The organism is Sphingobacterium sp. UBA6645, assembly GCF_002455685.1.
In the GTDB taxonomy this organism is placed as follows: domain Bacteria; phylum Bacteroidota; class Bacteroidia; order Sphingobacteriales; family Sphingobacteriaceae; genus Sphingobacterium; species Sphingobacterium hotanense.
Map to the genome: position 1 here is coordinate 1 of NZ_DKLH01000030.1, position 14568 is coordinate 14568.

Below are 14568 nucleotides of genomic sequence, written 5' to 3' on the forward strand. Positions count from 1 at the left end.
GGTGCCTTTTTAGACACCTTCCTAAAATGTATATAACCCATACCATCTTTCGCCGCTATACCTGATCATGGCAATCCTTGTATCCTTTTTTTCCTGGTTCAGAACAAATTTCCCTTCCTTTCCTGGTTCAGAAACAACCCCTTTTTTTCTTTCAACCCGATCCTGCCAATCCTTGCATCTTTCCTTTCCTGGTTCGAAACAAAATTCCCTTCCTTTCTAGTTTAAACCAAATGTTCAAAACAAAATTCCCGTTCTAAACCAAAGTTTCAGACAAAAAACCCCTCACCCCACCTCTCCGACTCCTCCATGTCTTACATCTAAAATCTCATATCTAACATCTAACATGGACATAAGCGAACATCTACTGTTCGCTAACGAACAGTAGCCAAGTTGCTAAAGACGAAACAGCACTGATTTACAGATATTTACAACTTTGGCACAACCTTATCTATGCATTTATCGTAAAGAATAAAATAAATGGACAGACCAATTAAACAGAAGACATGGAATACGAAGCGGCTCTTAACGGTTGGCGGCGTGGTTGCCTTGGTTGGCTTGATCGGCGCGAGTTATTACTTCACGAGCGGCAATAGCAAACTCAATGTAGAAGCGGAGCGTATTGCTATCTTTGAAGTAAAAGAAGATACCTTTCAAGAGTTTATACCTATCAATGGAACCGTACTTCCTATCAGCAGTATTTATCTGGATGCTTCGGTTGGTGGTCGTGTGGAGGAGAAATATGTAGAAGATGGGGCGCATTTGAGAAAAGGAGACCCTATCATGCGTCTTTCGAATACGGATTTGGAGCTGAGCCTTATCAATCAGGAAACGCAGGTTTTGAACCTCTTGACACAGGCTCAAATTGCGCAGACCAGTGCACAGCAGGCTACTATCAACAATCGTAATCAGATGGCGGATGTGGAGCAAGCACTGAAGGAAGCGGAGCGCGTTTATACCTTGAACAAAAAGTTGCTGGCGGAAAAGGCGATTGGTTCACAGGAATATCAAAAGTCACTTAATGAGTATAATTACCAGAAAGAACGTATCGGGTTAACGAATCAGATCGTGAGACAAGATGAGGTTTCGAATGCACAGAAACTAAATCAGGACCGCGAAACCTATAAACGTACGCAGAGCGCTTTGCAGCTGATGCGCCAAAAAGTGGGAGATCTAATATTAAGAGCTCCTGTGGATGGACAACTGACTTCCTTTGATGCAGAGATCGGACAGAATAAAACGGCTGGCGAGCGTTTAGGACAGATTGATGTATTGACAGGCTTTAAAGTGCGTGCAGAAATCGATGAGCACTATATCAACCGCATCTTTCCTGATTTGAAGGGGCAGTTCAGCATTGATGACAAGTCCTATGAGCTGCGCATTAAAAAAGTGTACACCCAGGTGAAAGATGGTCGCTTCTTGGTAGACATGGAGTTTATTGGTGCAAGACCGGAGAGTATCCGTCGCGGACAGACCCTGCCGATACGTTTAGCATTGAGCGATAAGACCAAAGCGGTGTTACTCGCAAAGGGAGGCTTTAATCAACAAACGGGCGGAAACTGGATTTTTAAATTAGATAAATCAGGAAATACAGCTTATCGTACGGATATTCAATTAGGCCGTCAGAACCCGGAATATTATGAGGTATTAGGAGGCTTGAAACCCGGCGATAAAGTCGTTATTTCAAGCTATGAAACCTACGATAAGATTCAAGAATTGAGCATAAAACAGTAGAAGTCATTGCGCCTGCTGCTTCACCCCCTAACCGAAGTAGTAGGTCGCAAATGATGAAAAGATAAACAAAGAAATTATAGATACCATATGATCAAGATAACCAACCTACAGAAATTCTATCGCACCGAAGAGGTGGAGACTGTTGCGCTCAACGATGTTAATATACATGTGAAAGAGGGAGAGTTTGTTGCCGTAATGGGCCCCTCTGGATGTGGGAAGTCGACCCTATTAAATATAGTTGGTCTGTTGGACGATTTAGACGAGGGCAGTTATCTATTCAACAGTATCGAAGTAGCAAAATTTAAGGAGAATAAGCGTTCGGATTTGCGCAAGCATAACATCGGCTTTGTCTTCCAGTCGTTTAACCTAATCGACGAGCTAACGGTTTTTGAAAACGTGGAACTTCCGCTTGTTTACACCAATGTGCCTGCTGCCGAACGTAAGAAACGCGTGGAGGAAGTGTTGGAAAAAGTGCAGATCATGCACCGCCGCAATCACTTTCCACAGCAGCTGTCCGGTGGTCAGCAACAACGTGTCGCCGTAGCGCGCGCCGTAGTCAACAACCCTAAATTGATCCTAGCCGATGAGCCCACAGGTAACTTAGATTCGAGCAACGGTAATGAAGTTATGCAATTACTAACCGAACTCAACGAAGCCGGAACAACCATCGTCATGGTAACACACTCTGAATACGACGCCAAATTCGCAGACCGTGTAATCAGAATGCTCGACGGACAGGTGATATTGGAAGATGTAAGAAATTAATTTATAGATATGAGATGTTAGACATTAGATATGAGATGTTAGAAATTAGATATGAGATGTTAGACGTTAGATATTAGAATGGAATTTGAATCAGGAAAAGAAGGACAGTTGACTTGAAGGAAAGGAAGGTACGTTGTCTTGAACCAGGAAAGGAAGGATTTAAGGATTGACAGGATCGGGTCTGATATCTAATATCTACTGTCTAATATCTAGTCTGAAAGAAAGGCTCCTAATCGGCGTCCTACTCTAATGTCTAATATCTAATGTCTAAAATCTAAAAAACACTAAATACAACCACATGTTTAAAATAGCCTTTCGCAACCTCAAGAAGAATAAGGGATTCACGGCGATCAATATTATTGGTTTAGCTATTGGTATGGCGGCCGCGATATTGATTATGTTATGGATTCGGAGTGAAGTGACGTTTGATCGTCAGTACAGCAATCTCGACCGGACCTATGTTGTCGGGAATAAAGCAATCTGGGGCGATAAGATGCAGGTATGGTTCTGGACCCCTCGTGTGATGGCAAGGACACTAGAGACGGAATTTCCCGAGATCGAGCATGCCGTGCGTGTAAATAAAAGCGGTAATAATTTGCTTTCCGTCGGAGAGAACAAGTTGAACAAGGAAGCTGGCATTTTTGCAGATGAGCGATTCTTTGACATCTTTGATTTCGAAGTCCTCGCAGGTGATACGAAAACTGCGCTCTCCAATGTGAATAGTATCGTCTTGACGGAATCATTAGCGAAGAAATTATTCAATTCCACGGATGTTATCGGAAAATTCGTTCAACGAAATAATGAAGAGCAGTTCGCCGTATCTGCCGTATTGAAAGATCTTCCAGCCAATAGCACCTACAATAAAACGAGCTATTTGCTCTCGATGAAGTATCATGACAGCAAAAATGCTGGAGATACGTATTGGAATAATAATACATTACAGACCTACATCTTATTGAAAAAGGGAGCAAACGTTGAATTGCTGAGCAAGAACATCAAAGGACTTGTAAAACGTCACACCGAAACAAACGCCGACAATTTAATCAAGCCTTTGGCGGACATGCATCTTTACGATAAATATGAGAACGGCGTAGTCGCAGGTGGAAGAATTGATACGGTACGTGTTTTCTTTGTGATTGCTTGCTTTATCCTGCTTATCGCCTGTATCAACTTTATGAATCTAAGTACAGCGCAGAGCGAAAAAAGAGCGAAGGAGGTTGGTATCCGAAAAGTGGTTGGTGCAGGAAAATCATCCTTAATCAAACAGTTTCTGTCGGAGTCCATCTTACTGGCTATTTTTGCTGGACTTGCTGCACTCCTTATTGTGATCCTCGCACTTCCGAGTTATTCGAAATTAGTAGATCGGGAATTGACATTGCCATACGATAGCATTGCTTTCTGGATTGCGTTTATGGCATTCGTCATCTTTACGGGATTAGTTGCTGGCAGCTATCCGGCTTTCTTTTTATCCTCGTTCAAACCAATCCGTGTGCTTAAAGGCAAGTTTGTGTTCAAGGTGAATAGCTTTAGCACAAGGAAGGTATTAGTCGTGAGTCAGTTTATTATCGCTATCGTATTAATCGTCAGCACCATCACTATCCGTAAGCAAATACAACATGCACAAGACCGTGAGGTTGGTTACAATAAAGAACGTTTGATTTTCATATATGAAAATGGGGATGTTGAGAAGAATTTCAAATCCATTAAACAGGAATTATTGGAACAAGGTATTGCTAGCAGCTTGACACGCACAATGTCGCCAATTACATTACGATGGAGCAACAGCAACACTTTTGAGTGGGCAGGGAAATCCAAAGACAATACCGTAATCTTTAATAGAACAGCAGCAGACGATAAGTTGATAGAAACCACAGGTCTGGAGTTAGTGAAGGGTCGTGATTTTGACCTCAGCAAATTCCCAACAGACTCGGCAGCGGCGATTATCAATGAATCTGCGGCAAGGGAAATTGGGTTTGCGGATCCTATCGGACAGATTATTAAGGACGGCAGTCAGTCTTACCAAATCATCGGTGTGATCAAAGACTTTATACAAGAGTCGCCTTATGATCCTATAGCACCGCTGATCATCGAAGGTGCCCATGGCTATCTAGCGACTACACATATTAAGTTCCAACCGAATATACATACGCGTGAGGCTTTAGACAAAACGGAAGCGATTCTAAAGAAATACAATCCGCTCTACCCTTTCGAGTACACCTTCGTTGATGAAGACTATGCGAAGAAGTTTAACGAGTCAGAAAAAACCGGACAACTAGCTTCTCTATTCGCCGGGCTCACCATCTTTATCTCTTGTTTGGGACTATTCGGACTTTCGGCGTTCATGGCAGAGAACAGAACGAAAGAAATCGGCATCCGCAAAGTATTGGGTGCATCTGTATTTTCAGTTACCCGAATGCTTTCCAAAGAGTTTGTGCTGCTTGTAATCATCGCTTGCATCGTCGCATTCCCATTGGCCTACTGGGCAATGAACAGCTACCTGAGCACTTATGCCTACCGCATATCAGTAAGTTGGGAGATATTTTTGATAACAGCAATAACCGCTATTTTGATTGCCATATTTACGGTGAGCTATCAGTCGATAAAAGCCGCTATAGCAAATCCAGTGAATAGTTTGAGGGATGAGTAAAGGTTAGATATTAGACATGAGACATTAGATTTTAGACCTTGTTTAAGTATTTAGTAGTTATTACTTAGTATTTAGACCTATGCTGGCTTGGTATAGCAGCACATAGTCTTGAACCAGGAAAAAAAGGATAAAAGGATTGGCAGGATCGGGTCTAATATCTAATGTCTGACGTCTAATATCTGATATTCCGCCATAGGTCTAAATACTAAATACTAACCACTAAATACTAACCACTAAATACTACAAAAATGTTTAACAGTCTACGCCACTTAAAAAGAAATAAGCTATTCAGCTTTTTGAATATCCTGGGATTAACTATCGGGATTAGCTCCTGCTGGTTGATATACCGATTTGTAAGTTACGAGCTCAGTTATGAGCAGGGCATTCCAGATAAAGAGAACATTTATCGAGTATTATTGAATTTTAAGCGCGATGGCCAGGATGAGCTATTTGGTGGCTTGTCGCGACCGATCTACTTCCATATGAAGCAGGAGATGGATGGTCTTGAAAATGTTGTTCCGAGCTTCCGGATGTTTGTTGCAAAGATCGATATACCTGCTATCGCCGGTCAGGACGCAAAGCAGGAAGAGCCTGATTATTTGGAGACTGCAGTGATCAATACGGTTCCTAGTTATTTTGATATGCTACCCTATAAGTGGCTCGCGGGAGATAAGAGGACCGCGTTGAACGACCCGTTTCAACTCGTGCTGACGGAGAAACGCGCAAAGTATTACTTTCCAAACTTAAGCCCGCGGGAGATTGTGGGAAAAACGATCGTATATAATGACTCATTGAAGAAAACAGTTTCCGGCATTGTCGAGAACCTCCCATTTCCTTCTGAATTTATTGGTCAAGAATTTCTCCTACTGCAGAAAAGGGCGGAAGATAAAAGACTAGCCAGTTGGACAAACAGCAACGGTGCGGACAAGGTTTATATTTTAGTCAAGGATAAAGCCGCCGCTGATAAAGCTCTTACGGAAATACAGGCTACCGTCAAAAGTAAATGGGAAGAATTTAAAGCAGAGACCAAGCCGACTTATGAATATACGAGAAGCATAAACTTCATGCCGATCAAAGACTCGCATTTTGCGTCGCACATGAACGAGCGCGACGCTGATAAAACCAGCTTACAGGTGATCTATGGTTTAATTGGTGTTGGAATTTTCTTGCTACTGTTGGCTTGCATCAATTACATCAACCTGACCACCGCACAGTTACCGCAACGTTATAAAGAAATTGGGATTCGCAAAACGCTTGGTGGATCTAACAAATCGCTAGTACTGCAGATGATGACAGAAACAGCAATCATCGTTGGATTAGCGACCGTCTTATCGGCTTTCGTTGTCCAGATTGCCATGCTGTTCCTTGGCGACTTAGTATCCGAAGGTGCCAAGACCAATTCCAATCCGCTACTCTTTATAGTCTTCATCGCTTTTGTATTATTAACGACTAGTGTATTGGCAGGATTTTATCCCTCGTGGATCATCAGCAAGGTCAATGCTGTGGATATCTTTAGAAATAAAGGAACAGTTGCTGTCGGTCAGAACAGAATAAACCTTCGTAAGGCACTTATCGTTTTCCAATTTATCATTGCGCAGATATTTATTGTTGGAGCATTGATTGTTGGGCAGCAATTAAAATATCTGGTCGAAAAAGATATGGGTTTCAACAAAGAGGCCGTGATTCTTTCTGAAATACCTTACAAGCTTTTCGAAGACCCTAATTTCGAAACGAAGAAGATAACCCTAAGCAATGAACTACGTCAGATTCCAGGTGTTGAGGCTGTAACGATGGGGACTGCTCCATTATCGCCGGACTATAGTTCTTCTCACATGAACTACTATCCGAAGGGACAGTTGGAGCCTATCTCACAAAACATATTCACTAAAGTAATCGATCAGGAATACTTCTCCTTTTACGATTTGAAGCTCAGTGCTGGTGCTCCCCTTTTACCATCTGACACAACCAACGGCTATATTATCAATGAAACCGCAGCTAGAGGATATGGATTTAAAAATCCACAAGATGCGATAGGCGAAATAATTGGTCAGAAAGGATATGAGCAGCGAATTGTCGGTGTTATGAAAGATTTCCATACCAGAGACTTTTATTCAAACATTGAGCCTTTAGCACTTCTCCACTCAAAGGAACAGTTAGGGGATTATGGTATCCGACTAAGCTCAACGAATAGAAAAGAATGGCCGCAAATCATCGAACAAGTGAAGTCTACCTGGGCAAAGTTCTTCCCGGAAGATACATTTACATATAAGTTCTATGACGAGTCGATTCTCGCGATGTACAAAAAGGAACAAAACCTATACAAACTGACGAACATCAGCACGGGCATCGCGATTATCATCAGCTGTCTGGGTCTATTTGGACTTGCAACCATCACCGCATTTCAACGAAGCAAAGAAATCGGCATCCGTAAAGTGTTGGGTGCAACGGTGTCGGGAATTGTCGGCATGCTTTCTAAAGACTTTGTGAAGATGGTGATCCTTGCAATCCTCATTGCTAGCCCTATCATCTGGTGGGCCTGCAACAAGTGGTTGCAAGACTTCGTCTACCGCATCGAGCTATCATGGATACCGTTTGTATTGGGCGGATTATTCGCCTTAGTGGCAGCCCTATTAACCGTGAGCTATCAGGCTATCAAGGCGGCAAAGACTAATCCTGTGGATAGTTTGAGGGATGAATAAGGGGGGCTAGATATTAGACATAAGACATTAGATTTTAGAGCAGGGCGCCGATTAGGCGCCTTTTGCTGTTTGAGGAGTCTCTGAACCTTTGGTTTAGAAAGAGAAGATTGTTTTGAACCAGGAAAGGAAGGATGCAAGGATGAACAGGATCTGGATACACCTGCTATTACTGAGTAACATTTTACACCCCATTCTTAACCATAACATAGCCAATTCGGAGCGCTTATGATTGGGGTTTGAATTGGGTTTACATTGGGTTTGAAATGGGAGTAAGTAAACTTACTTACCTCTAGATTACGAAAAAGGGTACAATAAAATATATCATAGGTATTTAAAGGTTAAACCTGATCCTGACAATCCTTAAATCCTTCCTTTCCTGGTTCAAAGACAAAGTGTCCTGACAATCCTCAAATCCTTCCTTTCCTGGTTCAAAGACAAAATATCCTGACAACCCTTAAATCCCTCCTTTCCTGGTTCAAAGACAAAATATCCTGACAATCCTTAAATCCTTCCTTTCCTGGTTCAAAGACAAAATATCCTGCCAATCCTTAAATCCTTCCTTTCCTGGTTCAGACAAAATATCCTAACAATACTTCCTTTCTTCAAAAACAAACTTTCCTTTCTTGTTTAAGACAAATGTTCAGGATGTGTGGAGTGACGGGATTGAATTGTCTTGAACCAGGAAAAAAAGGATGAAATGATTATCAGGATTGGAAAGAAAGGTAGACGATTGATCCTGCCAATCCTTAAATCCTTCCTTTCTTGATTCAGAAAAATTTTCCTTTCTAAACCAAAGAAAAAAACAACGCATCCCCAAAAAAAGCGCCTAATCGGCGCCCTGCTCTAAAATCTAATGTCTAATATCTAAACTATTGTTTCGGTCCCTGAAAGCTAAACTGAACAGCATCCGCTGCTAGGGGCTGGCTACTTATAGATAACTGAGATGTCGCCGTGTAATAAATAAAGATTCCTGCAGGATCTTGAGGATCTTCGCTCATAATATCGCCGTCCAAACTTGCTACTTTTATTACTCGGGTGTAAGCTCCTTCCGGAAACGGCATGGTAATTTTCATTTCCGAACCATTTTGTTTACTCACCGTTACGATGGCGTTGGCAGTCGTATTAAATGCTTTTCCGGGAAGTCTGGATTTTAGCGTCCCTTTGAAGGATCCTGTCGCCACATCAATCGACGGACCTGCTTCTTCATCTTTACTGCAAGAAGAATGTGCTGTTGTGCTGACTGCTAACAAGGCTAGGACAGCAAGTTTAATTGTTGATTTCATAGGGTTTTATTATAGTTGTGTATCAAGATAGGATACAATTATCTTGCCATTTCTTCGATATGCTTCTAAGAGAGAATAGCTTGTTAAGACGCTGATATATAAGTTCTAAACATGTAAATTGAAAGCAAATAATGATTGTTCGCATACGCACAAATACTGTTCGAATTCGAACAATAAACAAATGAGATTAACACACAAACAACTGCATATCAATACGTTAAAACAATGGCATCCTAGTGGCTATTTGATAAATGTCGAATAATATAGTCCCTACGGGTCTAAATACTAAGTACTAAATACTAAATACTTCATCGATGATTCGCAATTACTTTAATATACTAGCTCGCAGTCTTGCAAAGAACAAAGTGTTTTCCTTTATCAATATTATCGGATTGTCTATCGGTATGGCTGCATCTATCCTAATTACCCTCTGGATTCAGCGAGAATACAGTATGGATAAGTTTCATGAGAAATCTGATCGTCTATATGTAGTCTATAATCGTGATACGGATGGAATCGAAACATGGGTAAACAATAATACCCAGAAAATATTGACGACGACTTTACAATCGGATTATCCTGAGGTTGAGGCCGCAACTATATATAATGGGAGCTCGAATCTCTTCCGAAGTGGCGACAAGAAAATAAAAGGTTATGGTGCAGTCGTAGACAGTGTGTTTCTAAATATGTTCAGCTTTCCTCTACTGGAAGGCGATGCGAATACAGCGTTGGCAGACCCTAGCCATATCGTGTTGACAGCCTCCTTTGCGAAAACCTTATTTGGGAATGAGAATCCGGTTGGAAAGACGTTAACTGTCGACTCTGCATCGCAGTTGACAGTGACCGCTGTGCTCCAAGATCTACCAAACAATACCAAGTTTGGTTTCAAATACTTGATCCCTCGATCTTATGCCAAACGCATAAATCCAGAGCAAGATGGCTGGGGAGCATTTTCGACAACTAGCTATGTATTATTGAAAGAAGGAGCCTCGCAGACCGCTTTGGAAAACAAGATTAAGAACCTGGCAAAGGATAACACCAAAAGTGCTGGCCTTCCGATTACGGCAGAGCCCTTTCTACATCCAATAGACAAGAAGTACTTGTATAATAAAGATGTGAATGGGCAGCTCGTCGCTGGCGAGATTAGTAAGATTCGATTGTTTACCGCCATTGCCGGCTTCATACTGCTAATTGCATGCATCAACTTTATGAACCTGAGTACAGCTAAGAGTGAAAAGCGTGCGAAAGAAGTGGGGATCCGCAAGGTTGTAGGCGTGACGAAAATGGGATTGATACTGCAGTTTATTTTCGAGAGTGTGTTCTTAAGCTTCGTGTCCTTCCTCATTGCACTGGCACTCGTTTATTTGGCCCTTCCACATTATAGCCAATTAGTTGGCGGGAAACTGATTGTACCAATACAAGAGCCAGGGTTTTGGTTGCTTAGTATTGCTTTCATTTTGTTTACGGGACTTTTGGCCGGTAGCTATCCAGCCTTCTTCCTATCCTCCTTTAATCCTGTTAAAGTATTGAAAGGTACATTTAAGTCCGCAAGAAGTACTGTCTCTGCGCGAAAAGTCTTGGTTGTTATCCAATTTACCTTTGCAATTACATTGATTATTTCCACGATTATTATTTACAACCAAATACGCTATGCACTAGACCGCGATGCGGGATATGACAGGGAGCAGTTAATTGCTGTACCGATGGAAGGAAAAATACGTTCGAATTATGATTTGATAAAAAATGAAATATTAAATACCGGAGCAGTTAGCTCGATGACCAAGAGTCTGAGCCCTATAACACAAAAGTGGAGCGATCAATGGGGGCTAGAATGGGATGGCAGCACGAAACAGGACGAGCAGACCGTATTCGTAAAATTTGGAACGGATGCCGACTTTGCGAAGACGATGGGCTTGAAGATTGTCGAAGGTCGCGATATCGACGTCAATAAATTCCCAACGGATACTAGTGCTATATTATTGAATGAGGCGGCCATTAAGGCGATGCGTATAAAGGACCCTATCGGTAAACTGATCAATCATGTGGGTTATAAAGAAGCGAACTATAAAATCGTCGGCATTGTAAACGACTTTGTGTTTGGATCGCCTTTTGTCGATAAGATTGAACCTATGATGATCTGTGGACCGCGTGCGTATTATGCGACGACGATACATATGAAACTCTCCGATAGATTTGAGACGAAAGAAAGTCTGAACAAGATCGAACAGGTCTTGAAGAAGTTAAATCCGGATTATGAGTTTGTTTATGATTTCACCGATGAAGACTATGCTTACAAAGTTGCCTCTGCCGAACGTACGGGCAAATTAGTAACTCTCTTTGCGGGCCTCACTATTCTTATTTCTTGTCTCGGGTTGTTTGGCCTTGCAGCATATATGGCGGAGAACAGAACGAAAGAGATCGGAATCCGCAAGGTGTTGGGAGCCTCGGTCCTGCAAGTGACGAGCTTATTATCAAAAGAGTTTATCGTGTTGATCTTTATCGCATTCTTGATAGCTTCTCCAATTGCTTGGTATGCCATGAAAAACTGGTTATCTGATTACAGCTATAGAACCGAGATTTCTTGGTGGGTATTCGCTATAACGGGCGGATTGGCAGTCATTATCACCATGCTGACCATTAGCTGGCAATCCATAAAGGCCGCAATTGCAAATCCAGTGAGCAGCTTGAGAGATGAATAATGTTTTAGATATAAGATATTAGATTTTAGACATTAGACCAGCATTGAATATTAAGCAGGTTAATAATGAATAAGTTTCATCAACTATAGGTCTTAATACTAACTACTAAATACTAAATACTAAATACTACAAAATGTTAAAAATAGCCTTTCGCACTATATTAAAAACAAAGTCCTTGACTTTTGTTCAGATCTTCGGGTTCTCTATCGCGATAGCGACAGCTACCATTCTATTCTTAACGGCCATGTTCGAGCTATCCTTTGACAAATTTCACAAGGATATTGACCGAATTGGTGTTGTCTACATAGAGACCAATACAGCTAATGGTACTAACTATAACACAAGTGTTGCTGCGCCATTAGCACCATTAATGAAAAAAGAGCTTCCTAATGTAGAAGAAGTTAGCAGGCTTTTAAACGGCAATATCTTATTGCGAAATGGGGATAAGGAACTCCGAAGCAATAATAAATATGTTGACCAGTCTTTCTTTTCCATGTTTGATTTCGAACTGATTGCTGGGAATAAAACGGCACTTGATAATCTTGATGGACTAGTCATTGACGAAAACACCGCGACTGCACTGTTTGGAACGACTGATGTTGTCAGTAAAACTGTCGAATTTAATCAAACTGGAACCTGGGAAAATAATGTTGTCACCGCCGTGACAAAATCTGTTCCAGCGAACTCTAGCATACAATTTAACAGTTTAACGCGCTTTGAAAAATCACCGCAATACCAAGAGCGGATGAATGAGTGGACCCACAAAGATCATACATTATTAGTGAAAGTAAAGTCTTCCAAATTGGATGATCGGAAATTTGCAGACGCTTCGAGATCCTTTGCTCAAGTACATTACAGCGATGAAATTACCAAGTTGAAAAGAGATGGCGCAAAGCCTGATGAACATGGCGCCTATATCAATATTCATTTGCTCCCGCTGTCGGATTTGCATTTAACAAGTGTTGAATATGGGTCGATAGAAAAAACGCCATTCCCCTGGATACTCCTGTTAATATCCGGGCTCATCCTGTTTATCGCGGGTTCTAACTTTGTCAATCTATCTTTAGCAAACTCCTTAAGCCGTATTAAAGAAATTGGTACAAGAAAAACAATTGGAGGCACTACCTTCCAACTTTTCAAACAACTGTGGATAGAGTCGTTTATCATCTGTGTAATCGGATTGATCTTAGGAATTTTATTCGCCACGCTACTATTACCGGAATACAATGCGACGCTAGGCTACCACTTTAAGATAGCACAGCTCTTCGACCCGGTGAACATCGCTGTATTCCTTGCTGCTTTCCTTATTTTGACATTGATTACCGGAGGCTATCCTGCCCTCCGTATGGCTCGCGCCAATATCATCCAAAGTCTTAAAGGCACGGGAAAGATAAAATCAACTCCAATGCAGAATAGTTTGACGGTATTGCAATTCGCTATCGCTATCATCCTATGTATTGCGACCATTGTAATAAGCTTTCAATTGCACTACCTTACGAACCGACCTTTGGGCTTTAACAAGAGCGAGGTAGTCAGCATTCCTATTGGCAATAGTATAGATGGTCAACAAGCATTAGAACGCATGCGCATTGAACTAGCTGCCCAAACTTGGGCAAAAAGTGTCAGCGGATCAGATATTAACCTGGGTCGAGGACGGGACAATAGTACATCGACGAGCAGATTCGGATTCGATCATGAAGGGAAAGAGATTATCACGAACTTCCTAAGGATAGATTATGATTATCTGAAAACCTTGGATATCAAACTCATTGCCGGTAGAGATTTTAACAAAAGCTTTGGAACTGACACCAATGCTGTGCTTATCAATAAAGAAATGGCATTAGCTGTTGGCGGAGAGGACGCTATATTAGGGAAACCATTAGGAATGGATGGATCGCCGACAGTAATCGGCATTGTCGATAACTTCAACTTTCAAGACTTAAAACAACAAGTCGGCCCCTTGACCATGTCTGTCAATCCCAATATATTCCCTGTGCAATATATCTTTGTTCGCGTGCAGACTAATGATCTCGCCAAAACACTGGAAAATGTTGAGTCCATCTGGAAAAATGTCAATCCACGCTCCAATATTGACGCAAGTTATCTCGACGAGAATACGCAAAATCTATATAAGAACGACCGACGTTTTGGGAAAATAGTGATTACTGGAGCATCGGTAGCTATCGTTATCTCTTGTCTCGGGTTATTCGCCCTGACTGTGCTTCTGATCAATGGAAAGATTAAAGAGATCGGAATACGTAAAGTATTAGGATCCTCGATCAGCAATATCATTCTATTGCTGTCCAAAAACTTTATCAAGCTGATCAGTATCGCCTTCCTAATCGCCGCACCTATCGCTTGGATAGCGATGAAGAAATGGTTGCAAAGCTTCGCCTTCCGAATTGAAATTAAATGGTGGATGCCTGCCCTAGCAGGGCTGATCGCACTGGCTTTCGCCATGCTTACCATCGCTTGGCAAACCTATAAAGCGGCGCGCGTCAATCCGGTGGATAGCTTGAGGGATGAATAATTTAGACTTTAGATCTAAGACATTAGACATTAGAGCATAGTGAAACAGCAAGTATCTAGTGTTCGAAATTGGACTGAGACTGTTCGAAAATGAACGAACAAAGAGAACAAAATAAGACAAAAACACTATAAACCAACACATTACAATATTAGCAAAGCCATTGCAACTCGGATAATACCGTCGTCAAGCTCTAAAGTCTAATATCTTATGTCTA

The 14568-nt window shown here is 41.6% G+C and carries 7 protein-coding genes; 6 read left to right on the forward strand and 1 reads right to left on the reverse strand.

Annotation, left to right across the window (positions count from 1 at the left end; all coding sequences use genetic code 11):
- Positions 1-477: 477 nt before the first annotated feature.
- The 4 genes from B2400_RS05080 (at position 478) to B2400_RS05095 (ending at position 7842) form a co-directional block, all read left to right on the forward strand.
- Positions 478-1731: an efflux RND transporter periplasmic adaptor subunit gene (locus B2400_RS05080; RefSeq protein ID WP_149527004.1), complete on the forward strand. Its 1254-nt coding sequence runs from the start codon at positions 478-480 to the stop codon at positions 1729-1731.
- A gap of 87 nt (positions 1732-1818) precedes the next feature.
- The gene (locus tag B2400_RS05085) at positions 1819-2496 is read left to right on the forward strand and encodes an ABC transporter ATP-binding protein (RefSeq protein ID WP_149527005.1); all 678 of its coding nucleotides are present in this window, start codon (positions 1819-1821) and stop codon (positions 2494-2496) included.
- 298 nt (positions 2497-2794) lie between these two features.
- A complete protein-coding gene (locus tag B2400_RS05090) occupies positions 2795-5143 on the forward strand; it encodes an ABC transporter permease (protein WP_293931543.1) in 2349 nt (782 codons plus the stop codon).
- A 248-nt stretch (positions 5144-5391) separates the two neighbouring features.
- Positions 5392-7842, forward strand: a complete 2451-nt coding sequence (locus tag B2400_RS05095) for an ABC transporter permease (protein WP_293931546.1) — start codon at positions 5392-5394, stop codon at positions 7840-7842.
- A gap of 869 nt (positions 7843-8711) precedes the next feature.
- Here the strand turns inward: B2400_RS05095 and B2400_RS05100 are convergent.
- Positions 8712-9125 carry a hypothetical protein gene (locus B2400_RS05100; RefSeq protein ID WP_149527008.1) on the reverse strand — a complete coding sequence of 138 codons (414 nt, stop codon included), beginning with the start codon at positions 9123-9125 and terminating at the stop codon, positions 8712-8714.
- A gap of 314 nt (positions 9126-9439) precedes the next feature.
- On the opposite strand from B2400_RS05100, the gene B2400_RS05105 reads away from it, so the two are divergent.
- On the forward strand, positions 9440-11824 hold the full coding sequence (locus tag B2400_RS05105; protein WP_293931551.1) for an ABC transporter permease: 2385 nt from the start codon (positions 9440-9442) through the stop codon (positions 11822-11824).
- Positions 11825-11999: 175 nt separating this feature from the next.
- Positions 12000-14354, forward strand: coding sequence for an ABC transporter permease (locus B2400_RS05110; protein ID WP_293931554.1), 2355 nt, complete (start codon positions 12000-12002; stop codon positions 14352-14354).
- The last annotated feature ends 214 nt before the right edge of the window (positions 14355-14568 follow it).